This is a genomic window from Klebsiella sp. C360, assembly GCF_048822415.1.
Taxonomy (GTDB): domain Bacteria; phylum Pseudomonadota; class Gammaproteobacteria; order Enterobacterales; family Enterobacteriaceae; genus Klebsiella; species Klebsiella quasipneumoniae.
In genome coordinates this window covers 761,356-786,699 of record NZ_JBMEZZ010000001.1, presented here as the reverse complement: position 1 = coordinate 786,699, position 25,344 = coordinate 761,356, and the positions used below count along the sequence as shown (strand labels likewise).

Here is a 25,344-nt window from a genome sequence, read left to right as displayed (position 1 = left end):
CGGCGGTCCTACATTAGGGGCAGAAGAGGCTCCCGCGTCGGGAGTGACGCACATTAAGGAAGAACAATGAAAAAACTCGCAATCACCTGTGCATTACTGTCTGGTATGGTCGTCAGCCAGGTCTGGGCAGATGCGGCCAGTGACTTAAAAAGCCGTCTTGATAAAGTGAGCAGCTTCCATGCCAGCTTCACGCAAAAAGTCACCGACGGCAGCGGCAACGCCGTGCAGGACGGACAGGGCGACCTGTGGGTAAAACGCCCGAATCTGTTTAACTGGCATATGACCCAGCCGGATGAGAGCGTCCTCGTTTCGGATGGTAAAACCCTGTGGTTCTATAACCCGTTCGTCGAGCAGGCCACGGCGACCTGGCTGAAAGACGCCACCAGCAACACGCCGTTTATGCTGATTGCCCGCAACCAGTCCAGCGACTGGCAGCAGTACAATATCAAACAAAACGGCGATGATTTTGTGCTGACGCCGAAAAGCGGCAGCGGCAACCTGAAGCAGTTCACGATCAACGTCGGTCGGGACGGCACCATCCATCAGTTCAGCGCCGTCGAGCAGGATGATCAGCGCAGCAGCTATCAGCTGAAATCGCAGCAGAACTGCGCCGTCGACGCATCTAAGTTCACCTTTACGCCGCCGAAAGGGGTGACGGTGGACGATCAACGTAAGTAGAGGCGAAAGTGAGCAATCTGTCGCTCGATTTTTCCGACAACGCGTTTCAACCTCTGGCCGCTCGCATGCGGCCAGAAAATTTAGCGCAGTATATTGGCCAGCAGCACCTGCTGGCGCCGGGCAAACCCCTGCCGCGGGCGATCGAAGCCGGGCACCTGCATTCGATGATCCTCTGGGGGCCGCCGGGCACCGGCAAGACTACCCTGGCGGAAGTGATCGCCCGCTATGCCAGCGCCGATGTCGAACGGATCTCGGCGGTGACCTCCGGGGTGAAAGAGATCCGCGAGGCCATTGAGCGCGCGCGGCAGAATCGCAACGCCGGCCGACGAACGATTCTGTTTGTTGACGAAGTGCATCGCTTCAATAAAAGCCAGCAGGATGCCTTTCTGCCGCATATTGAAGATGGCACCATCACCTTTATTGGCGCGACCACCGAAAATCCCTCCTTTGAGCTTAACTCGGCGCTGCTCTCCCGCGCCCGCGTCTACTTACTGAAATCGCTCACCACCGACGATATCGAGCAGGTGCTTGACCAGGCGATGCACGATAAAACCCGCGGCTACGGCGGCCAGGATATCGTTTTGCCGGATGAGACCCGCAGGGCCATCGCCGAACTGGTGAACGGCGATGCGCGGCGGGCGCTGAATACCCTGGAAATGATGGCCGATATGGCCGAAAGCGATGATGCGGGCAAGCGGGTGCTGAAGGCGGAACTGCTGACCGAGATCGCCGGCGAGCGCAGCGCGCGCTTTGATAATAAAGGCGACCGTTTCTACGATTTGATTTCCGCCCTGCATAAGTCAGTGCGCGGGAGCGCGCCGGACGCGGCGCTCTACTGGTACGCGCGGATCATCACCGCCGGGGGCGATCCGCTGTACGTTGCACGCCGTTGTCTGGCGATTGCCTCGGAAGACGTCGGCAACGCCGACCCGCGGGCGATGCAGGTGGCCATTTCGGCGTGGGACTGCTTTACCCGCGTCGGGCCGGCGGAAGGCGAACGGGCGATTGCCCAGGCCATTGTCTATCTGGCCTGCGCGCCGAAGAGCAATGCGGTCTACACCGCCTTTAAAGCGGCGCTGGCCGACGCGCGAGACCGTCCGGACTATGACGTTCCGGTGCATCTGCGCAATGCCCCGACGAAGCTGATGAAAGAGATGGGCTACGGGCAGGAGTATCGTTACGCTCATGACGAACCTAACGCCTACGCCGCCGGTGAGCAGTACTTCCCGCAGGAAATGACGCAAACGCGCTATTATCGCCCGACAAACCGGGGGCTTGAGGGCAAAATTGGCGAAAAGCTCGCCTGGCTCGCTGAACAGGATCAAAATAGCCCGATAAAACGCTACCGCTAATTGAGGCGTTGCGGTAAGGTTATTACACTATTTCCGTGGTCGTAGTCTGCGGCCACTATTCTTTTTTTAATTCGATAAGCACAGGATAAGCATGCTCGATCCCAATCTGCTGCGTACCGAGCCAGACGCAGTCGCAGAAAAACTGGCACGCCGGGGCTTTAAGCTGGATGTAGATAAACTTCGCGCGCTTGAAGAGCGTCGTAAAGTTCTGCAGGTGCAAACGGAAAACCTGCAGGCGGAGCGCAACTCCCGATCGAAATCCATTGGCCAGGCGAAAGCGCGCGGGGAAGACATCGAGCCATTACGCCTGGAAGTGAACAAACTCGGCGAACAGCTGGATGCCGCAAAATCCGAGCTGGAAGCGCTGCTGGCGGAAATCCGCGATATCGCGCTGGCTATCCCGAATATTCCTCACGATGACGTGCCGGTTGGCCGTGACGAAAACGACAACGTTGAAGTCAGCCGCTGGGGCACGCCGCGCCAGTTCGATTTCGACGTGCGCGATCACGTGACGCTGGGTGAAATGCACGGGGGGCTGGATTTTGCCGCCGCCGTTAAGCTCACCGGTTCGCGCTTCGTGGTGATGAAAGGCCAGCTGGCCCGTCTGCACCGCGCCCTGGCGCAGTTCATGCTGGATCTGCACACTGAACAGCATGGCTATAGCGAAAACTATGTCCCGTACCTGGTTAACCAGGACACCCTGTATGGCACCGGTCAGCTGCCGAAATTTGCCGGCGACCTGTTCCATACTCGTCCGCTGGAAGAAGAGGCTGACAGCAGCAACTACGCGCTGATCCCGACGGCGGAAGTGCCGCTGACCAACCTGGTGCGTGATGAAATTATCGATGAAGACGATCTGCCGATAAAAATGACCGCCCATACGCCGTGCTTCCGTTCCGAAGCAGGTTCTTATGGTCGCGACACCCGCGGTCTGATCCGTATGCACCAGTTCGATAAAGTTGAAATGGTGCAGATTGTCCGTCCGGAAGACTCGATGGCGGCGCTGGAAGAGATGACCGGCCACGCCGAGAAAGTGCTGCAGCTGCTGGGCCTGCCTTACCGTAAGGTCGCGCTGTGCACCGGCGATATGGGCTTCAGCGCCTGCAAAACCTATGACCTCGAAGTGTGGGTCCCGGCGCAGAACACCTACCGTGAGATCTCTTCCTGCTCCAACGTCTGGGATTTCCAGGCGCGTCGTATGCAGGCTCGCTGCCGCAGCAAGTCCGACAAGAAGACCCGTCTCGTTCATACCCTGAATGGTTCTGGCCTGGCGGTCGGTCGTACCCTGGTGGCGCTGATGGAAAACTATCAGCAGGCTGATGGCCGTATCGAGATCCCGGAAATCCTGCGCCCGTATATGCGCGGCCTCGAATATATCGGTTAATTTTTACCTTCTCCCTTAAAAGCGCCTGCGGGCGCTTTTTTTACATCCTTATTGATACCGGGCAATAATCCCATCCGCGAATGCAGTGATACTCCCTTTGGATTAAACCAGCATAAAAAACCAATAATATTTCAAAGCCTTATATATATCACTATATAGCGCTTGTCAGTTTATTGTGAGCAACCAAAGCGAGTATCCATGAAAATTAAAGCCCCCGATGCTTTACTGGCTGCTGAGGTAAGCCGCCGTGGTCTGATGAAAACCACGGCAATAGGCGGCCTGGCGCTGGCCAGCAACGCACTAACGTTACCCTTTTCCCGTATGGCCCACGCCGCCGACACGCCAGCCCCGGCCAGTGAGAAGGTGGTCTGGAGCGCCTGCACCGTCAACTGCGGTAGCCGCTGCCCGCTGCGCATGCACGTGGTGGATGGCGCGATTAAATACGTCGAAACCGATAATACCGGTGACGATAACTATGACGGCCTGCATCAGGTGCGCGCCTGCCTGCGCGGGCGGTCTATGCGCCGCCGGGTTTATAACCCCGATCGGCTGAAATATCCGATGAAGCGCGTAGGCAAACGCGGTGAGGGTAAATTCGAGCAAATCAGCTGGGAAGAGGCGTTCGATATCATCGCCAGCACGACGCAGCGCCTGATTAAAGACTACGGCAACGAGTCCATCTATCTGAACTACGGCACCGGCACGCTGGGAGGCACGCTGACCCGCTCCTGGCCGCCGGGGAAAACCCTGATTGCCCGTCTGATGAACTGCTGCGGTGGGTATCTCAATCATTACGGCGACTATTCATCTGCGCAGATTGCCGCAGGGTTGAATTACACCTACGGCGGCTGGGCGGATGGCAACAGCCCGTCGGATATTGAAAACAGCCAGTTAGTAGTGCGGTTCGGCAACAACCCAGGCGAAACGCGGATGAGCGGCGGCGGGGTGACCTACTATCTTGAGCAGGCGCGCCAGAAATCCAATGCCCGGATGATCATTATCGATCCGCGCTATACCGACACCGGCGCCGGACGCGAAGATGAATGGATCCCGATTCGCCCCGGTACCGATGCGGCGCTGGTATCGGGTCTGGCGTGGGTGATGATCACCGAGAATCTGGTCGATCAGCCGTTCCTCGATAAATACTGTGTGGGATACGACGAGAAAACTCTGCCTGCCGATGCCCCGGCCAATGGCCACTATAAAGCCTGGATACTTGGCCAGGGCGCCGACGGTATCGCCAAAACGCCGGAGTGGGCCTCGACCATAACCGGTATTCCGCGCGAACGCATTGTTAAACTGGCGCGCGAAATTGCCAGCGCCAAACCGGCCTGTATCAGCCAGGGCTGGGGGCCGCAGCGTCACGCCAACGGCGAAATCGCCACCCGGGCTATCGCGATGCTCGCCATTCTGACCGGTAACGTCGGGATCAACGGCGGTAACAGCGGCGCGCGCGAGGGCTCCTACAGCCTGCCGTTTGAGCGCATGCCGACGCTGGAGAATCCGGTTCAGACCAGCATCTCGATGTTTATGTGGACCGATGCGATTGAGCGCGGCCCGGAAATGACCGCCCTGCGCGATGGGGTGCGTGGCAAAGATAAGCTCGATGTGCCGATCAAAATGATCTGGAACTATGCGGGCAACTGCCTGATCAACCAGCACTCAGAGATTAACCGCACCCACGAGATCCTGCAGGACGACAAGAAGTGCGAGATGATTGTGGTCATCGACTGCCATATGACCTCGTCAGCGAAATACGCCGATATTCTGCTGCCGGACTGCACCGCCTCTGAGCAGATGGATTTCGCGCTGGATGCCTCCTGCGGCAACATGTCCTACGTCATCTTTGCCGACCAGGCCATCAAGCCGCGTTTCGAATGCAAAACTATCTATGAGATGACCAGCGAGCTGGCGAAGCGCCTCGGCGTCGAGGAAAAATTTACCGAAGGCCGTACCCAGGAAGGCTGGATGCGCTATCTGTATGAGCAGTCGCGAACAGCGATTCCCGACCTGCCGGATTTCGACACCTTCCGTCAGCAGGGCATCTATAAGCAGCGCGATCCGCAAGGGCACCATGTGGCTTATAAAGCCTTCCGCGAGGATCCGCAGGCTAATCCGCTGACCACGCCTTCGGGCAAGATTGAAATCTATTCGCAGGCGCTGGCGAAAATCGCCGCCACCTGGGAGCTGCCGGAAGGCGATGTCATCGATCCGCTACCGATCTACACCCCGGGCTTCGAAAACTACAACGATCCGCTGACGGCGAAATACCCGCTACAGCTGACCGGCTTCCACTATAAATCGCGCGTCCATTCAACCTACGGCAACGTCGATGTACTGAAGGCTGCCTGTCGGCAGGAGATGTGGATTAACCCGATCGATGCCCGCCAGCGCGGCATTGCCAACGGCGATCGCATTCGCATCTTCAACGACCGTGGGGAAGTGCATATCGAAGCGAAGGTGACCCCGCGCATGATGCCGGGCGTGGTCGCGCTGGGGGAAGGGGCCTGGTATAACCCGGACGCCTCGCGCGTGGATCAGGCGGGCAGCATTAACGTGCTGACCACCCAGCGCCCCTCGCCGCTGGCGAAGGGGAACCCGTCGCATACCAACCTCGTCCAGGTTGAGAAGCTGTAAGGAGTAACCGATGACAACTCAGTATGGATTTTTTATTGATTCCGCCCGTTGCACCGGTTGCAAGACCTGCGAACTGGCCTGTAAGGACTACAAAAATCTGACCCCGGATGTCAGCTTCCGCCGCATTTATGAATATGCCGGCGGCGACTGGCAGGAGGATAACGGCGTCTGGAATCAGAACGTGTTCGCCTATTACCTCTCCATCGCCTGTAACCACTGCGAAGATCCGGCCTGCACCAAGGTCTGTCCGAGCGGAGCGATGCACAAGCGCGAAGACGGTTTTGTGGTGGTCAACGAAGAGGTGTGCATTGGCTGCCGTTACTGCCATATGGCTTGTCCTTACGGCGCGCCGCAATATAACGCCGACAAAGGCCATATGACCAAGTGTGACGGCTGCCACGAGCGCGTCGCCGACGGAAAAAGCCGATCTGCGTCGAGTCCTGCCCGCTGCGGGCGCTGGATTTCGGGCCGATTGCCGAACTGCGCGCTAAGCACGGCCAGCTGGCGGCGGTGGCGCCGTTGCCTTCGGCGCACTTTACCCGGCCGAGCATCGTGATCAAACCTAACGCCAATGCCCGGCCGTGTGGCGATACCACCGGTTACCTGGCAAACCCGAAGGAGGTGTAAGATGGGAAACGGATGGCATGAATGGCCGCTGATGATCTTTACGGTCTTCGGCCAGTGCGTCGCGGGCGGCTTCATCGTCCTGGCGCTGGCGCTCATGACGGGCAAGCTTTCCCGTGAGCAGGAGCAGCGCGTGGTGGGTAGCATGTTCGGCCTGTGGGTATTGATGGGGATCGGGTTTATCGCCTCGACAATGCACCTCGGTTCGCCGCTGCGGGCCTTTAACTCGCTCAATCGCGTAGGGGCCTCATCGCTGAGTAATGAGATAGCCAGCGGGGCGATCTTCTTCGCCGTCGGCGGGATTGGCTGGCTGCTGGCCGTGTGTAAAAAGCTGCCTGCCGGACTGCGTAGCCTGTGGCTGGTAGCGACCATGGCGCTTGGGGTGATCTTCGTCTGGATGATGGTGCGGGTCTATAACACCATCGACACAGTGCCGACCTGGTATACCGTCTGGACGCCGCTGAGCTTCTTCCTGACGCTGTTTATCGGCGGCCCGCTGCTGGGCTACCTGCTGCTGCGCGTCGCAGGCGTCGACGGTTGGGCGCTGCGCCTGCTGCCGGTGGTCACTTTACTGGCGCTGCTGGTGAGTATCGTGGTGGTCCTGATGCAGGGGAGTGAACTCGCCACTATCCGCAGCTCAATTCAGCAGGCCTCCGCCCTGGTGCCGGATTATGGGCTGCTTATGGCCTGGCGCGTGGTGCTGCTGGCGCTGGCCCTGACCTGCTGGTGCGTGCCGCAGATCAGCGGTCGCAAGCCGGCGGTCTCGCTGCTCGGCCTGGCGTTTGTTCTGGTGCTGGCGGGAGAGATGATTGGCCGCGGCGTATTCTATGGTCTGCATATGACCGTCGGGATGGCTATCGCCAGTTAATCAGCGTCATCATGCCGGCGCAGGCGTGCCGGCATGATGAAAACGTGCTGTCGATAGATGAAATTTTTCGACTGAAATTAACAGCAAGATTTATTAATAAATTAAGAAAAACAACAGCGTATTATCTGTTGCCTCATCTTTATCCGTTCTGTGGATAAAAAACTTCTATCGTGCCCGGCAAAACCGCGTCAGGCCTGATTTCAGGTGGATTGACAATGTTTTTAGCGGTGGCATGATGCGCTCGCGATCTGAACATTCCTCACGGTTTTTACCCATGACCATCTACACCCGGCCAGTGCAAATGCTGCTCTGTGGCCTGCTTTTACTGACCCTGGCGATAGCGGTGCTGAATACGCTCGTCCCGCTCTGGCTCGCCCATGAAAATATGCCAACCTGGCAGGTCGGCATGGTGGGGTCATCCTATTTTACCGGCAACCTGGCCGGTACGTTGCTTGCCGGCTGGGTGATCAAGCGCCTGGGGTTTAACCGCAGCTATTATCTCGCGTCGTTAATATTCGCCGTCGGCTGCGTAGGGCTGGGGATCACCGTGGGCTTCTGGACGTGGCTGAGCTGGCGTTTTATCGCCGGCGTAGGCTGCGCGATGATTTGGGTGGTGGTGGAAAGCGCGCTGGTCTGCAGCGGCACTTCACGCAGCCGCGGTCGTCTGCTGGCGGCGTACATGATGGTCTATTACGTCGGTACCGTACTGGGCCAGCTGATGGTCAGTAAACTCCCCACCGATTTAATGAGCGTCTTGCCGTGGGTGACGGGTCTGGCGCTGGCGGCGATCCTGCCGCTGCTGTTTACCCGCATCATGGGGCAGGCCGAAGAGCCACATGAAACGGTACGTATCTGGCCGATGCTGAAGCTGCGCCAGGCGCGCCACGGGGTCAATGGCTGCATTATCTCAGGGATTGTCCTCGGCTCGCTGTATGGTCTGATGCCGCTGTGGCTGAACCATCAGGGCGTCAGCGACGCCGGCATTGGCTTCTGGATGGCGGTGATGGTTAGCGCCGGGATCCTCGGCCAGTGGCCGGTAGGGCGCCTGGCAGACCGCTACGGTCGCCTGCTGGTGCTGCGGGTGCAGGTTTTTGTGGTGATTCTGGGATGTATGGCGATGCTCAGCCAGGCGGCGATGGCGCCGGCGCTGTTTGTGTTGGGCGCTTCGGGCTTTACCCTCTATCCGGTGGCGATGGCCTGGGCCTGTGAAAAAGTGGAGCACCATCAGCTGGTGGCAATGAACCAGGCGCTGTTGATGAGCTATACCATCGGCAGCCTGCTGGGCCCGACGCTGACGGCGATGCTGATGCAGAACTTCTCGGATAACCTGCTGTTTATTATGATCGCCAGCGTGTCGTTTATCTATCTGCTGACCCTGCTGCGCAAAGCCGGGCATCATCCAACGCCGGTGGCGCACGCCTGACCCTGTAGCGCGCAGCGCATGCTGCGCGTCATCCGTTTTAATAGCCTGTGCTTACTGCAGTAGAGCCGTCTTGCATAAGAATGCAACGGCTGGACGGTAACAGCTTCCCACGCCGTTGCAGGCCGGCATAAGCGCATCACCGGCCCGGTGGGATTAGTACATCACTTTGTGCCCATATTGCTCAAGGATGCCTTTGACTCGCTCCATGGTCTCTTTCTTCGGCGGATGGACGCCGTCCAGCTTGTACTCTTCGCCCATCGCTACCCATTTGTGTTTGCCCAGCTCATGGTAGGGCAGCAGCTCGATTTTTTCGACATTGCCCATATCGCGGGTAAATTCGCCCAAGCGGTGCGCGGAATCATCATCGTCTGACCAGCCCGGAACCACCACGTAGCGGATCCAGACATTGATATTCTTCTTCGCCAGATACTGGGCGAATTCCAGCGTACGATGGTTAGAGACACCGACCAGGTTCTGGTGAATCTCATCGTTCATCTGCTTGAGATCCAGCATCACCAGGTCTGTTACCTCCAGCAGTTCGTCGATAACGGGATCGTAGCGACGAACAAAGCCATTGGTATCGAGACAGGTATGAATACCTTCCTTCTTACAGGCGCGGAACCAGTCGCGAACAAACTCCGCCTGCAGGATCGCTTCGCCGCCCGATGCGGTGACGCCGCCGCCGGAAGCATTCATAAAGTGACGATAGGTCACCACCTCTTTCATTAACTCTTCAACGGTGATTTCTTTGCCGCCGTGGGTATCCCAGGTATCACGGTTGTGGCAGTACAGGCAGCGCATCAGGCAGCCCTGGAAAAAGGTAATAAAGCGGATGCCCGGGCCATCAACGGTGCCACAGGATTCAAAGGAGTGAATGCGACCAATAACTGACATTGCGGTGTTTTCTCCAGATGTGGCCCATCCGGGGCCGTGTTGGTGCACAGCTCAGCGGCTGTGTCGAGTCTGTTTTGACAGATACCCAAAGTATAGATAACTGGCAAAGCAGGCTAGGGCGGGGATTGCTTGTTAAAAAGGCCCCACTGATGTGGGGCCTTTATTGTACGCTTTTTCAGTCAGACAGGGAATTACATGGTCTGAGTGAAGGTACGGGTAATAACGTCCTGCTGCTGTTCTTTGGTCAGGGAGTTAAAACGTACAGCGTAGCCAGATACGCGGATGGTCAGCTGCGGATATTTTTCCGGGTTTTCCATCGCGTCGAGCAGCATTTCGCGGTTCATCACGTTCACGTTCAGGTGCTGACCACCTTCGATGGACGCTTCGTGGTGGAAGTAACCATCCATCAGACCCGCCAGGTTGGTCTTACGAACTTCGTCATCTTTACCCAGCGCGTTCGGTACGATAGAGAAGGTGTAAGAGATACCATCTTTCGCGTAAGCAAACGGCAGTTTCGCTACGGAGGTCAGAGAGGCAACAGCACCTTTCTGGTCACGGCCGTGCATCGGGTTAGCACCTGGTCCGAACGGCGCGCCAGCGCGACGACCGTCTGGGGTGTTACCGGTTTTCTTACCATATACCACGTTAGAGGTGATGGTCAGAACAGACTGAGTCGGGATCGCGTTGCGGTAGGTGTGCAGTTTCTGAATTTTCTTCATGAAACGTTCAACCAGGTCAACGGCCATGTCATCGACGCGAGCATCGTTGTTACCAAACTGCGGGTATTCGCCTTCGATTTCGAAGTCGACAGCCAGACCGTCTTCGTCACGAATCGGTTTAACTTTCGCATATTTGATTGCAGACAGGGAGTCAGCAGCAACGGACAGACCCGCGATACCACACGCCATGGTGCGGATAACGTCACGGTCGTGCAGCGCCATCAGAGAGGCTTCGTAGCTGTACTTGTCGTGCATGTAGTGGATGATGTTCAGCGCAGTGACGTACTGTTTAGCCAGCCAGTCCATGAAGTGATCCATGCGTTCCATCACTTCGTCGAAGTTCAGAACGTCGCCTTTGATCGGTTCAGATTTCGGACCCACCTGCATTTTCAGTTTTTCATCCACGCCGCCGTTGATAGCGTACAGCATGGTTTTTGCGAGGTTGGCGCGAGCACCGAAGAACTGCATTTGCTTACCAACAACCATCGGGCTTACGCAGCATGCGATAGCGTAGTCGTCGTTGTTGAAGTCCGGACGCATCAGGTCATCGTTCTCATACTGCAGAGAAGAGGTATCGATGGACACTTTAGCAGCGAATTTCTTGAAGCTCAGCGGCAGTTTTTCAGACCACAGGATAGTGATGTTCGGCTCCGGAGACGGCCCCATGGTGTACAGGGTGTTCAGGAAGCGGAAGCTGTTTTTGGTCACCAGAGTACGGCCGTCAACGCCCATACCGCCGATGGATTCTGTTGCCCAAATCGGGTCACCGGAGAACAGTTCATCGTATTCCGGGGTACGCAGGAAGCGAACCATACGCAGTTTCATGACCAGGTGGTCAACCATTTCCTGCGCGTCTTGCTCGGTGATTTTACCCGCCTGCAGGTCACGTTCGATGTAGATATCCAGGAAGCTGGAGGTACGACCGAAGGACATTGCCGCGCCGTTCTGAGATTTAACGGCAGCCAGGTAACCGAAGTAGGTCCACTGGATAGCTTCCTGAGCGGTGGTCGCCGGACCGGAGATGTCGTAGCCATATTTAGCCGCCATCTCTTTGATCTGGCCCAGCGCGCGGTGCTGTTCAGCGATTTCTTCACGCAGACGGATGGTCGCTTCCAGATCTTCGCCGCTTTCCAGTTTCGCTTGCAGAGAGTTGAACTGGGCGAATTTGTCTTTCATCAGGAAGTCGATACCGTACAGCGCAACGCGACGGTAGTCACCGATGATACGACCACGTCCGTAAGCATCCGGCAGACCGGTCAGCACGCCGGATTTACGGCAGCGCAGGATGTCCGGAGTATAGACGTCGAAAACGCCCTGGTTGTGAGTTTTACGGTACTCAGTGAAGATTTTTTTCAGCATCGGGTCCAGCTCGCGATTGTACGCTTTGCAGGAACCTTCAACCATTTTAATACCACCGAACGGGATGATCGCACGTTTCAGCGGCGCTTCGGTCTGCAGACCAACGATTTTTTCCAGACCTTTCTCGATATAGCCTGCGTCGTGAGAGGTGATGGTGGAAGCCAGGGCAGTGTCAAAATCAACAGGCGCGTGAGTGCGGTTTTCCTGTTTTACACCTTCCATTACGCTGTCCCACAGCTTGGTGGTCGCTTCAGTCGCGCCAGCCAGGAAGGATTCGTCGCCTTCATATGGGGTGTAGTTTTTCTGAATAAAGTCACGGACGTTGACTTCATTCTGCCAGTCACCTTTCGCAAAACCTTCCCAGGCTGTGGCTAACTTTTCATTAAGCTCGGACATGTAACACCTACCTTCTTAAGTGGATTTTTTATTTACTGCCTGAAACAACCCTTAGTGATGGTCGTTGCCACGCAGGTAAATGACCCAGTATGTCAACCCGACCAGCAGACCCCCGCCGATAATGTTCCCGATAGTTACCGGAATCAGGTTATCAGTGATGAAGTTCATAACGGTCAAGTGAGAGAAACTTTCCGGAGTCGAACCGATTGCGGTCCAGAATTCCGGGCTTGCAAAGTTGCGGATTACGATACCCATCGGGATCATAAACATGTTGGCGATGCTGTGCTCAAAGCCGCTGGCAACGAACATCGCTACCGGCAGGACCATGATCATCGCTTTATCCATCAGGCTACGACCGGAATAGCTCATCCATACGGCGAGACAAACCATCAGGTTAGCGAGGATACCCAGGCTCACGGCCTCCACAAAAGTATGGTGCATTTTGTGGTCAGCGGTCTGCAGGACATTGAGCCCCCAACCGCCGTTGGCAGTCATATATTCGCCTGATAACCACATCAGCAGCACAAACAGCAGTGCGCCCACCAGGTTACCAAAATAGACGTTGAGCCAGTTTTTTGCCAGTTGCCCCCATGTAATTCGACCGCTGGCTTTCGCCACCACGATCAATACCGTAGAGGTAAAGAGGTCAGCGCCGCAGATAATGCACAGAATCAGACCCAGGGAAAAACAGACCCCACCGATAAGCTTGGCAATCCCATAAGGCATCGCGGCAGTGCCGGTGGTCGCGGTGATATAGAATACGAAAGCGATGGAGATGAAAACGCCAGCGGTGATCGCCAGATAAAAGGTCTTCATCGGATGCTTCGTTGCTTTATAGACACCTGCTTCTTCGGCGACTTTCGCCATCGCGGCAGGGAGCAAAAGATCAAAAGGGTTGTCAGCTTTCACACTAACTCTCTCTTTATATAAGTTGGCGGTGAGATACTAACAAAGCATTATAGAAGGGAAATTGATATAGATCATATCTCACCGGAACTATATGCCTTTTTAGTGTGTGGTTTTTGTGTTTTTAGTGGTTAAATGATTGAATATTATGAAGAAAATAAATTTTAAAATTTATAAGTTATGTTGAATTTTTTCGTTTTCACGCCATTTTTTGAGTTAATTAATATGGAGTATTTTATTTAAAATTAACGAATGGTAAATCTTATAAGCGCATTATTTACTATTAATTAACTTTGCAACTACAAACTATAGTGGCCGCCTCGTCAGGTGAAATCAACGGAGCCGCATTGGGCTCCGTTGCTGGTCACCACGATGGCGCGCTTAGGGCTTATTTTGCCCAGAACGCCGCCTTCGCTCGCTGCAGTTTTTCATAAGCCTTCAGCAGCGACTGATGGGCCGGGAAGGCCTGCAGGTCGCTGTCGACAGCCTGAAGGCCATAGAACGGCGCTTCCCCGCTCAGCGCCGCGCTGGCGGCTTCGACCGCTTCGGCGCCGTACATACGGATAAAGGCGTTCAGGTATTGCAGCGGCTGACGCTCCTCTTCCTGGCTCAGCAGCAGCAGGGTCTGCAGGCAGCGATAGTAGTTAGCGCGTTCCGCGCTGAAGACCGAAGCGTTGAACTCCATGGTCCACTCGGTCCAGATCAGCGCCTGCTCCAGATCGCCGCCGGCCAGGGCCAGCATGGCTTTCAGCTCGCCGACGCGCAGGGTATACCAGCCGTTGTCTTTGCCAGTGGCGAGGCCCAGCAGTTCGCGAACGCGGGTGAAATCATCCAGGCCTTCATCGTCCATCTGCTCGATCAGCGCCAGGTAATCTTCTTTTTCCCACTCGCTGCCCGGCAGGGACAGAATGGTGTCGCGCAGATGAGCGCCCATGCTGTTGTTCGCCAGCCACAGATCTTCCGCCGGGTAAATATCCGACATCCCCGGGACGATGATACGGCAGGCGTAAACGCCCAGGTGCTCGTAGTCGGCGATATACACTTCTTTATCTTCGGCCTTGAAGATGGCCATCAGGGTGGCGAACTCTTCTTCTGTGGTGCCGGAGAAGCTCCAGTCAACGAACGGATAGTCGGCATCCTGCTTGAACATATCCCAGGAAATCAGGCCGCTGGAGTCGATAAAGTGGGTTTCGAGGTTAGCATGCTCGGCGACTTCTTCGTCGTCGAAGGTCGGCGGCGTGAAGACGTCGAGATCTTTCAGGCTGCGGCCCTGCAGCAGTTCGGTGACCGTACGCTCCAGCGCCACGCCGAAGTCCGGATGGGCGCCGAAAGAGGCGAAGCAGGTGCCGTTTGCCGGGTTAAACAGCACGACGCAGATAACCGGATACTTGCCGCCCAGCGAGCCATCATAGGCAAAGATCGGGAAACCTTCGGCTTCCAGTTTGGCGATCGACTCCACAACGCCCGGATAGCGCGCCATGACCTCCGCCGGGATCTCCGGCAGGCTGATGCTTTCGGCGATGATGCGGTTTTTGATATGGCGCTCAAAGACTTCGGACAGGCCCTGCACGCGAGCTTCATTACGGGTGTTGCCGGCGGACATGCCGTTGGAGACATACAGGTTGCCGACGATATTCATAGGAATATAGACCGTTTCGCCGTCGGACTGGCGGGTAAAGGGCAGGCCGCACACGCCGCGCTCATCGTTACCGGATTGCAGATCCACCAGCATGCTGGCCGTCAGCTGATCGTCCGGATCGTAGAACGTGAGCAGGCGGGCATCCAGCAGACCTTCCGGGACGTCGTCGTTTTCGGTCAGCGGGAACCACTTTTCGTTCGGGTAGTGAACGAACGGGCCGTTAGCGATAGTGTCGCCTAACCAGAAGTCAGCGAAAAAATAGTTGGTGGACAGGCGCTCGAAATATTCGCCCAGCGCGGAGGCGAGGGCTGCCTTTTTGGTGGCGCCTTTACCATTGGTAAAGCACAGCGCGCATTCCTTATCGCGAATGTGAACGGACCACACGTGCGGCACCGGGTTCAGCCACGAGGCCTCTTCGATATCAAATCCGAGGTCGAGCAATTTTTGCTGGAAGCGAGCGATGGAATCTTCCAGGGCGGCATCTTTGCCGGGAATAAACGTTTGGGTCATGGCGATCACTTTTGTCGTACGGAAAGCGCGCAATGATACGGCTTTTATCTGACAGGTGCTATCTCCATCATCTGGCTATGCTTAGAGACATCTTTTAATGCTCAGGGAGATGATAATGAAAGCCTTTGACTGGCAGAGGATGGCGCTCGATAAAGTACCGGTGGAATTTCTCGGCGAGGTGGCGTTGCGCAGCCTCTACACCTTCGTTCTGGTCTTTATTTTCCTCAAAATTACCGGACGGCGCGGCGTGCGGCAGATGTCGCTGTTTGAGGTGCTGATTATTCTGACCCTCGGCTCGGCGGCGGGGGACGTGGCGTTTTATGACGATGTCCCGCTGTTGCCGGTGCTGGTGGTCTTCGTCACGCTGGCGCTGCTTTATCGCGGCATCATGTGGCTGATGGGGCATAGTGAAAAGCTGGAGGATCTGCTGGAGGGCAAGCCTATCGTGGTGGTGGAGGAGGGGCAACTGGCATGGGAGAAACTGCATGCGGAAAATATGACCGAATTCGAATTTTTTATGGAGCTACGGGTCAACAGCGTCGAGCAGCTCGGCCAGGTGCGGCTGGCGATCCTTGAAACCAATGGCCAGATCAGCGTGTTTTATTATCCCGATGACGAGGTGAGGGCCGGGTTGTCGATTCTCCCGACGCACTGCACCACGCGCTATACCACTATTCCTCAGGAGGGGATCTACGCCTGCGTACGCTGCAGCATCGTGATGGCGATGCAGGCGGGAGAAAAGCGAATATGTTCCCGCTGCGCAAATGCAGAATGGTCGAAGGCCAGCCGGGCGAAACGGCTCACCTGACAGCAAATATGTCGGTTTTATTACGTCAAGCCGATAGATTCTGTTGTGTGACGGCTGCCGCGTTTTGCCGTCGGCGAGTTTTAGCCATTGCGGACCGTGTCACTGAATGATAAAACCGATAGCCACAGGAATAACTTATGCCCGCGGCGGTTCGCGGGCAAAACAACATAGCAACGTGGTGAGGGGAAATGGCTCAGGTCTATAACTTCAGTTCGGGCCCGGCAATGCTGCCGGCGGAAGTACTCAAACTGGCTCAGCAGGAACTGTGCGACTGGCACGGTCTGGGTACGTCGGTCATGGAAATCAGTCACCGTGGTAAGGAGTTCATCCAGGTGGCAGAAGAGGCAGAACAGGACTTCCGTTCTCTGCTGAATATCCCTTCCAACTATAAAGTGTTGTTCTGTCATGGCGGCGGTCGCGGCCAGTTCGCCGGGATCCCGCTGAACATCCTCGGCGATAAAAACGTCGCTGACTATGTGGACGCTGGCTACTGGGCCGCCAGCGCGGTCAAAGAGGCGAAGAAATACTGCACGCCTAACGTCATCGACGCGAAAATCACCGTCGACGGCAAGCGCGCGGTCAAGCCAATGAGCGAGTGGCAGCTGACGCCGGGCGCGGCGTATCTGCACTACTGCCCGAACGAAACCATTGACGGTATCGCGATTGACGATACGCCGAACTTCGGCGACGACGTCATCGTGACCGCCGATTTCTCCTCCACCATTCTGTCCCGCGAAATTGACGTCAACCGCTTCGGCGTGATCTATGCCGGCGCGCAGAAGAATATCGGCCCGGCAGGGTTGACGCTGGTCATCGTGCGTGAAGATCTGCTGGGTAAAGCCAGCGTGGCCTGCCCGTCAATCCTCGACTACACCGTGTTAAGCGAGAATGACTCGATGTTTAACACGCCGCCGACGTTCGCCTGGTATCTGGCCGGTCTGGTGTTTAAGTGGCTGAAACAGCAGGGCGGCGTTGCCGCGATGGACAAGATCAACCAGCAGAAAGCCGAACTGCTGTATGGCGTGATCGATAACAGCGGCTTCTATCGTAACGATGTGGCGCAAGCCAACCGCTCCCGTATGAACGTGCCGTTCCAGCTGGCGGACAGCGCGCTGGATAAACTGTTCCTTGAAGAGTCGTTTGCCGCCGGGCTGCACGCGCTTAAGGGCCACCGGGTGGTGGGCGGCATGCGTGCCTCCATCTACAACGCGATGCCGTTGGACGGCGTGAAGGCGTTAACCGACTTTATGCTGGACTTCGAACGCCGCCACGGTTAATCGCCCGTTCCTTTCTTCCTCCCCGCGGCCTGTCTGCGGGGTTTTTATTCTGTTTGTTTGAGAGTGAAGTTTGATGGATTCCCTGACGTTACAACCCATCGCACGCGTAGAGGGCACCGTGAACCTGCCAGGTTCGAAAAGCGTCTCCAACCGCGCGCTGCTGCTGGCCGCCCTGGCTCGCGGCACGACGGTGCTGACCAACCTGCTGGACAGCGACGATGTGCGCCATATGCTGAATGCCCTGAGTGCGCTGGGGGTTCAATACACCCTGTCTGCTGACCGTACCCGCTGTGAAGTGACCGGCAACGGCGGCCCGCTGCATGCCGCAGCGGCGCTGGAGCTGTTCCTCGGCAACGCCGGTACCGCGATGCGCCCGCTGGCGGCAGCCCTGTGCCTTGGCAGCAACGATATCGTGCTGACCGGCGAGCCGCGAATGAAAGAGCGCCCGATCGGCCATCTGGTGGATGCCCTGCGTCAGGGCGGCGCTCAGATCGACTATCTGGAGCAGGAAAATTATCCGCCGCTGCGCCTGCGCGGGGGATTCCAGGGGGGCAACGTTGAAGTTGACGGCAGCGTCTCCAGCCAGTTCCTGACCGCGCTGCTGATGACTGCGCCGCTGGCGCCGCAGGATACCGTGATCGCCATTAAGGGCGATCTGGTGTCAAAACCCTATATCGACATTACGCTGCACCTGATGAAAACCTTCGGGGTTGAGGTGGACAACCAGTCTTATCAGCGCTTTGTGGTGCGCGGCAAGCAACAGTATCAGTCGCCGGGGGATTACCTGGTGGAAGGGGATGCTTCATCGGCCTCGTATTTCCTTGCCGCTGGCGCCATTAAGGGCGGCACGGTGAAAGTCACCGGTATTGGCCGCGGCAGCGTACAGGGCGATATTCGTTTCGCCGACGTACTGGAAAAAATGGGCGCCACCGTCACCTGGGGCGACGATTTCATCGCCTGTACCCGGGGCGAGCTCAAGGCTATCGATATGGATATGAACCATATCCCGGACGCCGCGATGACCATCGCCACCGCCGCGCTGTTCGCGCAAGGGACCACCACGCTGCGCAATATCTACAACTGGCGGGTCAAGGAGACGGATCGTCTGTTCGCCATGGCGACCGAGTTGCGTAAAGTGGGCGCCGAGGTGGAAGAGGGTGAAGATTATATTCGCATCACCCCGCCGGCGACGCTGAAGTATGCTGAAATCGGCACCTATAACGACCACCGGATGGCGATGTGCTTCTCGCTGGTGGCGCTGTCTGATACGCCGGTGACCATCCTTGATCCGAAGTGTACGGCGAAAACCTTCCCCGACTATTTTGAGCAACTGGCGCGGATCAGTACGCCAGCCTGAATGACGCGAATTTAAGGTAACAACGCCGACCCTCAGGTCGGCGTTTTTTTATCTCTGCTTGTCGGACAGGAAACTAAATGCTAGCCTTGCTTGCTTGTAAATATAGGATTTATAAGCATTTATTATGCTAATCAATGGATGATTGATATGAGAAATACAAAAGTAATGCTGGCTTTGGCCGTTTCCGCCACGTTGTTGGCAGGTTGTAAAAATATGCAGGGGATGGACACCAACGCCCTCGTCAATTCAGGAATGACGGCTTACAAAGCGGCGACGCTTTCTGACTCTGAAGTCAAAACGCTTTCCGACGATGCCTGTAAGCAAATGGATAGTGAAAATAAACTGGCTAGTGCGTCAAGTAAGTACACCAAACGTCTGAACAAAATTGCCAAAGCGTTAGGAAATAATATCAACGGCACGCCGGTAACCTATAAGGTTTACATGACATCCGACGTCAACGCCTGGGCAATGGCCAACGGCTGCGTCCGCGTCTATAGCGGCCTGATGGACATGATGACCGATAATGAAGTTGAAGCGGTTCTGGGCCATGAGCTGGGTCACGTTGCGCTCGGACACTCGCGCAAAGCGATGCAAACCGCGTATGCGACTATTGCCGCACGCGATGCAATTTCAGCGACCAGCGAAGCGGCTGCAAACTTGTCTAAATCTCAGTTGGGCGATATCGCTGAGGGAATGATCAACTCTGCGTTCTCCCGCTCGCAGGAGTCGGATGCTGATGATTTCTCTTACGATCTGCTGAAAAAACGCAACATCAGCACTCAGGGGCTGGTGGGCAGCTTCGAAAAACTGGCCAGCCTTGACGCCGGCCACAGTAAATCTCTGTTCGATTCACACCCGCCTTCAGCTGAACGCGCGCAGCATATCCGCGACCGTATCGCTGCAGATAAAAAGTAAAACTGCCTCATCTTCCGGGCTGATGCTCTATCAGCCCGCTATAATTGCACAATTCTTCCGCATGAGATTTCCAGTTATCTGTAATTTAAAAGCAAGACTCACTTTCCGCCGAAGAGATGCGTATAATGCGCGGCGTTTAGATATTTATGCGCCTTGCTGAAGGAGAAAAAGATGACGGCAACAGTTCCGGTAATCACCATTGATGGGCCTGGCGGTGCGGGTAAAGGTACGTTGTGCAAGGCAATGGCGGAAGCGCTGGGCTGGCATCTGTTAGATTCAGGCGCGATCTACCGCGTTCTGGCGCTGGCGGCGCTGCATCATCATGTTGACGTGGAGTCCGAAGAGGCGCTGGTGCCCCTGGCTGCCCATCTTGACGTGCGCTTTATTTCTACTGACGGCAACCTCGAAGTGGTGCTGGAAGGGGAAGATGTCAGCGGCGAAATTCGCACCCAGGAGGTCGCGAACGCCGCCTCGAAAGTGGCGGCTTTCCCTCGCGTTCGCGAAGCGCTGCTGCGTCGCCAGCGCGCCTTTCGTGAACTGCCGGGGCTGATTGCCGACGGGCGCGATATGGGCACGGTGGTTTTCCCGGACGCGCCGGTGAAAATTTTCCTCGATGCCTCGGCCGATGAGCGGGCGCATCGCCGCATGCGGCAGTTGCAGGAAAAGGGCTTTGATGTTAACTTTGAACGTCTTTTGTCCGAGATAAAAGAGCGTGACGATCGCGATAGAAATCGCGCCGTGGCGCCGCTTGTCCCGGCTGCCGATGCATTAGTTCTCGATTCAACCGAACTAAACATTGAGCAAGTGATTGAAAAAGCGTTACAATATGCGCGCGAAAAATTGGCCGTTGCGTAAGCCTTAACCGGTCACGCGCCGAAGCCTCCGAATTATAGCAGTACCCCGCGGCAATGGATGGTCAGCGGGTATGTGAAACAACCCCATCCGGCACGGAGCCAGGTGGACGTTAATATTAACCTGAAGATTAAACATGACTGAATCTTTTGCTCAACTGTTTGAAGAATCCTTAAAAGAAATCGAAACCCGCCCGGGTTCCATCGTTCGTGGTGTTGTTGTTGCTATCGACAAAGACGTAGTACTGGTTGACGCCGGTCTGAAATCTGAGTCCGCCATCCCGGCTGAGCAGTTCAAAAACGCCCAGGGCGAGCTGGAAATCCAGGTTGGTGACGAAGTTGACGTTGCTCTGGATGCAGTAGAAGACGGCTTCGGTGAAACTCTGCTGTCCCGTGAGAAAGCTAAACGTCACGAAGCTTGGATCACGCTGGAAAAAGCTTACGAAGACGCTGAAACTGTTACCGGTGTTATCAACGGCAAAGTTAAAGGTGGCTTCACTGTTGAGCTGAACGGTATTCGTGCGTTCCTGCCGGGTTCCCTGGTAGACGTTCGTCCGGTGCGCGACACGCTGCACCTGGAAGGCAAAGAGCTTGAGTTCAAAGTCATCAAGCTGGACCAGAAGCGTAACAACGTTGTTGTTTCTCGTCGTGCCGTTATCGAATCCGAAAACAGCGCAGAGCGCGATCAGCTGCTGGAAAACCTGCAGGAAGGCATGGAAGTCAAAGGTATCGTTAAGAACCTCACTGACTACGGTGCATTCGTTGATCTGGGCGGCGTTGACGGCCTGCTGCACATCACCGATATGGCCTGGAAACGCGTTAAGCATCCGAGCGAAATCGTAAACGTTGGCGACGAAATCACTGTTAAAGTGCTGAAGTTCGACCGCGAGCGTACCCGTGTATCCCTGGGCCTGAAACAGCTGGGCGAAGATCCGTGGGTAGCTATCGCTAAACGTTATCCGGAAGGTACCAAACTGACCGGTCGCGTGACCAACCTGACCGACTACGGCTGCTTCGTTGAAATCGAAGAAGGCGTTGAAGGCCTGGTTCACGTTTCCGAAATGGATTGGACCAACAAAAACATCCACCCGTCCAAAGTTGTTAACGTTGGCGACGTAGTGGAAGTAATGGTTCTGGATATCGACGAAGAGCGTCGTCGTATCTCCCTGGGTCTGAAGCAGTGCAAATCTAACCCATGGCAGCAGTTCGCGGAAACCCACAACAAGGGCGACCGTGTTGAAGGTAAAATCAAGTCTATCACTGACTTCGGTATCTTCATCGGCCTGGACGGCGGCATCGACGGCCTGGTTCACCTGTCTGACATCTCCTGGAACGTTGCAGGCGAAGAAGCAGTTCGTGAATACAAAAAAGGCGACGAAATCGCAGCAGTTGTTCTGCAGGTTGACGCAGAGCGTGAGCGTATCTCCCTGGGCGTTAAACAGCTGGCGGAAGATCCGTTCAACAACTACGTTGCTCTGAACAAGAAAGGCGCTATCGTTGTTGGTAAAGTGACTGCAGTTGATGCTAAAGGCGCAACCGTAGAACTGGCTGACGGCGTAGAAGGTTACCTGCGTGCTTCTGAAGCATCCCGTGACCGCGTTGAAGACGCAACTCTGGTTCTGAGCGTTGGCGACGAAGTTGAAGCGAAATTCACTGGCGTGGATCGTAAGAACCGCGTAGTGAGCCTGTCTGTACGTGCGAAAGACGAAGCGGAAGAAAAAGACGCTATCGCTACCGTGAACAAGCAGGAAGACGCGAACTTCTCCAACAACGCCATGGCTGAAGCGTTCAAAGCAGCGAAAGGCGAGTAATCTTTGTCATTCAGGTAATAACAACCTGAATAGTGACGAGTTTACTTGACAGATTGCAGGATTCGTCCTGTAATCAAGCACAAAGGGCGGCTACGGCCGCCCTTGTTTAAGCTGTTAGCTAATTTTTGCCTTGAAGGAAACCGGAGGAATAATGACCAAGTCAGAATTGATTGAAAGACTTGCCAGCCAGCAATCTCACATTCCGGCGAAAGCGGTGGAAGATGCTGTTAAAGAAATGCTGGAACATATGGCCTCAACGCTTGCTCAAGGTGAGCGCATTGAAATCCGCGGTTTCGGCAGCTTCTCTCTGCACTATCGAGCACCTCGCACCGGACGTAACCCGAAAACTGGTGATAAAGTCGAACTGGAAGGTAAGTACGTTCCGCACTTTAAGCCCGGGAAAGAATTACGTGACCGCGCCAATATTTATGAAGGGTGAGTTGCACGACGTGCAACCTGCCTGACGATAAAAGCACCTTTGGGTGCTTTTTTTGTACCCGCCATTTGCGTCCCGCCTCGCAAAACAAAAGTGCCTGACTGCAAGCGTGACGATTGTCTGGAACGCTGCGCGCGCGCCTGAATACTGCCCCAGGACGCCAGCCTCGCTTTGCGTAACACTGCCCGCTCACAGGGAGGTGTTTATGCGTCTACCATGGCTTGCCGGATGCGCCATCATCGCAATACTGCCGCTACTCTGGCTACCCGCGTTGCCGGGGCCGGGCACTCTGGCGGTCGCCGGCGTACTGGCGATGTTTCTGACCCGTCTGCGCGGGACGGTCGTCGCCGTTGTGGCGATGACGCTTCTGCTGATGGTCTGGGGAGTTTTAAGCGCGTATCAGGCGCTGTGGCCAACGCAGCACCTCACCGGCGCCGTCCGTCAGGCGGAAGTGATCCTTCACGAGACGGATGGTCAGACCCTGCACCGCGGGCAGATTGTGCGCCTGGCGGGTCGCTTCCTGTTCCCTCCGGTTGGCGTGACTTTATACGGGGAACTTGCACCTGCGCCCGTCTGCGAGGGGCAGCGCTGGATGATGACGCTGCGCCTGCGGCCGGTGCATGGGCAGCTCAATGACGGGGGCTTCGACAGCCAGCGCTATGCGCTGGCTCAGCATCGGCCGCTGAGCGGGGGGATCGTCGCCGCTTCCGCGTTGGATACCCGCTGCAGTCTGCGCGCCCGCTACCTGGCGTCGCTGACCCGGCGATTGCAGACTTATCCCTGGCATCCGGTGATGCTGGGGCTGGGAATGGGGGAGCGGCTGGCGCTGCCGGCGGAGATAAAGGTCCTGATGCAGAACACAGGCACCTCCCATCTGATGGCTATCTCCGGTTTGCATATTGCCCTCGCGGCTTCCCTGATCGTGCTCCTGCTGCGCGGATTACAGTCACTTTTACCGGGGCGCTGGATCGGCTGGCGGCTACCGCTGCTGGCCGGACTGGCGGGCGCCGTCGGCTATGCCTGGCTGACCGGTATGCAGCCGCCGGCCCTGCGCACTTGCGTAGGGCTTGTGGTCTGCTGTGCTTTACGTTTGTCGGGTCAACGCTGGACGGCGTGGCAGGTGTGGCTCTGCTGTCTGGGGGCGATACTGGTTGCCGATCCGTTAGCGGTGTTGTCGCAAAGCCTGTGGCTATCCGCCTTCGCCGTGGCGGGGCTGATCTTCTGGTACCAGTGGTTACCGCTGCCTGACAGCCGTTGGCGCTGGCCGTGGAAAGCCCTGTTCGCCCTCGCGCATTTGCAGGCTGGCGTGACGCTGCTGCTGATGCCGCTGCAACTGCTGCTCTTCCACGGTATAAGCCTGACATCGATGGCCGCCAATTTGCTGGCGGTACCGTTAGTGACCCTGCTGGCGGTGCCGCTCATTCTCGCCGGAATGCTGCTGCATCTCACTGGACCGGAGATGGTGGCGTCGCTGATCTGGCTGGCAGCCGATCGCGTGCTGGCGGTGTTGTTCTGGGGGTTACGACGTTTACCGGACGGCTGGCTGACGTTGGATGCCCGCTGGCTCTGGATCAGTAGCCTGCCGTGGCTGCTGGTGATGGGCTGGCGTTTTCAGAGCTGGCGACATTCGCCGGCGCTGTGTCTGAGCGTGCTGTTTTTGCTGACGCGGCCATTCAGCCGGCAACCGCCCGCGGACCAATGGCAGGTGACGATGCTGGATGTCGGGCAGGGGCTGGCGATGGTGATCGAGCGTTACGGCAAGGCGTTATTGTACGATACCGGGCCGGCATGGCCGCAGGGCGACAGCGGTCGACAGGTGATTATCCCGTGGCTGCGCTGGCACCATCTGCAGCTGCAGGGGATTATGCTGAGCCACGAGCATCTTGACCATCGCGGCGGCCTCGAATCGGTGCTGCAGGCATGGCCGCAGGCGTGGGTGCGCAGCCCGCCAGGCTGGTCGGGTCATCTGCCGTGCCATCGCGGCGAGCGCTGGCAGTGGCAGGGACTCACTTTCCAGGCGCTGTGGCCGCTGCCGGGCAGCACGGCAAAGGGAAACAATCACTCCTGCGTGGTGCGGATCGATGACGGTCGCTCCAGCATCCTGCTGACCGGCGATATAGAACGTCAGGCGGAGCAGGCGATGATCAGCCGCTACTGGCAGCATCTGGCGTCTACACTTATTCAGGTTCCCCATCACGGCAGCAACACCTCCTCCAGCGAACTGCTGATCCGGCGGGTGGATGGCGCGGCCGCGCTGGTTTCCGCTTCGCGCTACAATGCGTGGCGGATGCCCTCGCACAAGGTCGTTCAGCGTTATCGCCAGCGGGGGTATCGCTGGTTCGCCACGCCGCAGCATGGGCAGATAACGGTGGTTTTTTCTGCAGAAGGGTGGCAAATCCATAGCTTACGGGATCAAGTTTTACCACGTTGGTATCATCAGTGGTTTGGCGCGCCCGCCGATAACGGGTAGAATATGCGGCTATTTCAACACAAGCTGGTT

At 56.6% G+C, this 25,344-nt stretch carries 18 protein-coding genes and 1 pseudogene; 15 read left to right on the top strand and 4 right to left on the bottom strand.

Going from position 1 to position 25,344, the window contains the following annotated elements; translation table 11 throughout:
* Window positions 1-66 precede the first annotated feature (66 nt).
* The 7 genes and pseudogenes from lolA (at window position 67) to ACOI7D_RS03980 (ending at window position 8,966) form a co-directional block, all read left to right on the top strand.
* Window positions 67-678 carry an outer membrane lipoprotein chaperone LolA gene (gene lolA, locus ACOI7D_RS04010; protein WP_244341703.1) on the top strand — a complete coding sequence of 204 codons (612 nt, stop codon included), beginning with the start codon at window positions 67-69 and terminating at the stop codon, window positions 676-678.
* Between the two features lie 8 nt (window positions 679-686).
* Entirely contained in the window at window positions 687-2,030 is a 1,344-nt protein-coding gene (gene rarA / locus ACOI7D_RS04005) for a replication-associated recombination protein RarA (protein WP_109546496.1), read from the top strand.
* Between the two features lie 91 nt (window positions 2,031-2,121).
* The gene (serS, locus tag ACOI7D_RS04000; protein ID WP_004201371.1) at window positions 2,122-3,414 is read left to right on the top strand and encodes a serine--tRNA ligase; all 1,293 of its coding nucleotides are present in this window, start codon (window positions 2,122-2,124) and stop codon (window positions 3,412-3,414) included.
* Between the two features lie 198 nt (window positions 3,415-3,612).
* A complete protein-coding gene (gene dmsA, locus ACOI7D_RS03995; RefSeq protein ID WP_109546495.1) occupies window positions 3,613-6,051 on the top strand; it encodes a dimethylsulfoxide reductase subunit A in 2,439 nt (812 codons plus the stop codon).
* 10 nt (window positions 6,052-6,061) lie between these two features.
* Window positions 6,062-6,678 (top strand): annotated as a pseudogene (locus ACOI7D_RS03990) (DMSO/selenate family reductase complex B subunit).
* A gap of 1 nt (window position 6,679) precedes the next feature.
* A complete protein-coding gene (locus ACOI7D_RS03985; protein WP_109546493.1) occupies window positions 6,680-7,543 on the top strand; it encodes a dimethyl sulfoxide reductase anchor subunit family protein in 864 nt (287 codons plus the stop codon).
* 274 nt (window positions 7,544-7,817) lie between these two features.
* Window positions 7,818-8,966 carry an MFS transporter gene (locus ACOI7D_RS03980; RefSeq protein ID WP_008805851.1) on the top strand — a complete coding sequence of 383 codons (1,149 nt, stop codon included), beginning with the start codon at window positions 7,818-7,820 and terminating at the stop codon, window positions 8,964-8,966.
* A gap of 153 nt (window positions 8,967-9,119) precedes the next feature.
* On the opposite strand, the gene pflA is transcribed toward ACOI7D_RS03980, so the two are convergent.
* The 4 genes from pflA to ycaO form a co-directional block, all read right to left on the bottom strand.
* Window positions 9,120-9,860, bottom strand: coding sequence for a pyruvate formate lyase 1-activating protein (pflA, locus tag ACOI7D_RS03975; protein ID WP_002898145.1), 741 nt, complete (start codon window positions 9,858-9,860; stop codon window positions 9,120-9,122).
* A 191-nt stretch (window positions 9,861-10,051) separates the two neighbouring features.
* Window positions 10,052-12,334, bottom strand: coding sequence for a formate C-acetyltransferase (gene pflB / locus ACOI7D_RS03970; protein ID WP_023289014.1), 2,283 nt, complete (start codon window positions 12,332-12,334; stop codon window positions 10,052-10,054).
* Between the two features lie 51 nt (window positions 12,335-12,385).
* Window positions 12,386-13,243 carry a formate transporter FocA gene (gene focA, locus ACOI7D_RS03965; RefSeq protein WP_023289015.1) on the bottom strand — a complete coding sequence of 286 codons (858 nt, stop codon included), beginning with the start codon at window positions 13,241-13,243 and terminating at the stop codon, window positions 12,386-12,388.
* A gap of 385 nt (window positions 13,244-13,628) precedes the next feature.
* Window positions 13,629-15,389, bottom strand: a complete 1,761-nt coding sequence (gene ycaO, locus ACOI7D_RS03960; RefSeq protein ID WP_032455278.1) for a 30S ribosomal protein S12 methylthiotransferase accessory factor YcaO — start codon at window positions 15,387-15,389, stop codon at window positions 13,629-13,631.
* A gap of 115 nt (window positions 15,390-15,504) precedes the next feature.
* Here ycaO and ACOI7D_RS03955 point away from each other — a divergent pair, with 115 nt between their 5' ends.
* From ACOI7D_RS03955 to ACOI7D_RS03920, 8 genes are all read left to right on the top strand, one after another.
* Window positions 15,505-16,197, top strand: coding sequence for a DUF421 domain-containing protein (locus ACOI7D_RS03955; RefSeq protein WP_023289017.1), 693 nt, complete (start codon window positions 15,505-15,507; stop codon window positions 16,195-16,197).
* A 188-nt stretch (window positions 16,198-16,385) separates the two neighbouring features.
* The gene (gene serC / locus ACOI7D_RS03950; protein WP_023289018.1) at window positions 16,386-17,474 is read left to right on the top strand and encodes a 3-phosphoserine/phosphohydroxythreonine transaminase; all 1,089 of its coding nucleotides are present in this window, start codon (window positions 16,386-16,388) and stop codon (window positions 17,472-17,474) included.
* Between the two features lie 73 nt (window positions 17,475-17,547).
* Window positions 17,548-18,831 (top strand): 3-phosphoshikimate 1-carboxyvinyltransferase, encoded by a 1,284-nt coding sequence (aroA, locus tag ACOI7D_RS03945; protein WP_044521915.1) that lies wholly within the window; start codon window positions 17,548-17,550, stop codon window positions 18,829-18,831.
* Window positions 18,832-18,978: 147 nt separating this feature from the next.
* Window positions 18,979-19,746 carry a M48 family metallopeptidase gene (locus ACOI7D_RS03940; protein WP_049014842.1) on the top strand — a complete coding sequence of 256 codons (768 nt, stop codon included), beginning with the start codon at window positions 18,979-18,981 and terminating at the stop codon, window positions 19,744-19,746.
* A gap of 171 nt (window positions 19,747-19,917) precedes the next feature.
* On the top strand, window positions 19,918-20,601 hold the full coding sequence (cmk, locus tag ACOI7D_RS03935) for a (d)CMP kinase (protein ID WP_023289021.1): 684 nt from the start codon (window positions 19,918-19,920) through the stop codon (window positions 20,599-20,601).
* A gap of 133 nt (window positions 20,602-20,734) precedes the next feature.
* The gene (gene rpsA / locus ACOI7D_RS03930) at window positions 20,735-22,408 is read left to right on the top strand and encodes a 30S ribosomal protein S1 (RefSeq protein ID WP_002898162.1); all 1,674 of its coding nucleotides are present in this window, start codon (window positions 20,735-20,737) and stop codon (window positions 22,406-22,408) included.
* A 151-nt stretch (window positions 22,409-22,559) separates the two neighbouring features.
* Window positions 22,560-22,847 carry an integration host factor subunit beta gene (ihfB, locus tag ACOI7D_RS03925; RefSeq protein WP_002898165.1) on the top strand — a complete coding sequence of 96 codons (288 nt, stop codon included), beginning with the start codon at window positions 22,560-22,562 and terminating at the stop codon, window positions 22,845-22,847.
* Window positions 22,848-23,049: 202 nt separating this feature from the next.
* Window positions 23,050-25,314 carry a ComEC family protein gene (locus ACOI7D_RS03920; RefSeq protein WP_109546492.1) on the top strand — a complete coding sequence of 755 codons (2,265 nt, stop codon included), beginning with the start codon at window positions 23,050-23,052 and terminating at the stop codon, window positions 25,312-25,314.
* The last annotated feature ends 30 nt before the right edge of the window (window positions 25,315-25,344 follow it).

What these genes read in the sequence shown, in the direction of transcription:
- lolA (WP_244341703.1), top strand. Translation starts at nt 67, where the DNA reads ATGAAAAAACTCGCAATCACCTGTGCATTACTGTCTGGTATGGTCGTC.
- serS (WP_004201371.1), top strand. Translation starts at nt 2,122, where the DNA reads ATGCTCGATCCCAATCTGCTGCGTACCGAGCCAGACGCAGTCGCAGAA.
- dmsA (WP_109546495.1), top strand. Translation starts at nt 3,613, where the DNA reads ATGAAAATTAAAGCCCCCGATGCTTTACTGGCTGCTGAGGTAAGCCGC.
- ACOI7D_RS03985 (WP_109546493.1), top strand. Translation starts at nt 6,680, where the DNA reads ATGGGAAACGGATGGCATGAATGGCCGCTGATGATCTTTACGGTCTTC.
- ACOI7D_RS03980 (WP_008805851.1), top strand. Translation starts at nt 7,818, where the DNA reads ATGACCATCTACACCCGGCCAGTGCAAATGCTGCTCTGTGGCCTGCTT.
- pflA (WP_002898145.1), bottom strand. Translation starts at nt 9,860, where the DNA reads ATGTCAGTTATTGGTCGCATTCACTCCTTTGAATCCTGTGGCACCGTT.
- pflB (WP_023289014.1), bottom strand. Translation starts at nt 12,334, where the DNA reads ATGTCCGAGCTTAATGAAAAGTTAGCCACAGCCTGGGAAGGTTTTGCG.
- ycaO (WP_032455278.1), bottom strand. Translation starts at nt 15,389, where the DNA reads ATGACCCAAACGTTTATTCCCGGCAAAGATGCCGCCCTGGAAGATTCC.
- ACOI7D_RS03955 (WP_023289017.1), top strand. Translation starts at nt 15,505, where the DNA reads ATGAAAGCCTTTGACTGGCAGAGGATGGCGCTCGATAAAGTACCGGTG.
- serC (WP_023289018.1), top strand. Translation starts at nt 16,386, where the DNA reads ATGGCTCAGGTCTATAACTTCAGTTCGGGCCCGGCAATGCTGCCGGCG.
- aroA (WP_044521915.1), top strand. Translation starts at nt 17,548, where the DNA reads ATGGATTCCCTGACGTTACAACCCATCGCACGCGTAGAGGGCACCGTG.
- ACOI7D_RS03940 (WP_049014842.1), top strand. Translation starts at nt 18,979, where the DNA reads ATGAGAAATACAAAAGTAATGCTGGCTTTGGCCGTTTCCGCCACGTTG.
- cmk (WP_023289021.1), top strand. Translation starts at nt 19,918, where the DNA reads ATGACGGCAACAGTTCCGGTAATCACCATTGATGGGCCTGGCGGTGCG.
- rpsA (WP_002898162.1), top strand. Translation starts at nt 20,735, where the DNA reads ATGACTGAATCTTTTGCTCAACTGTTTGAAGAATCCTTAAAAGAAATC.
- ihfB (WP_002898165.1), top strand. Translation starts at nt 22,560, where the DNA reads ATGACCAAGTCAGAATTGATTGAAAGACTTGCCAGCCAGCAATCTCAC.
- ACOI7D_RS03920 (WP_109546492.1), top strand. Translation starts at nt 23,050, where the DNA reads ATGCGTCTACCATGGCTTGCCGGATGCGCCATCATCGCAATACTGCCG.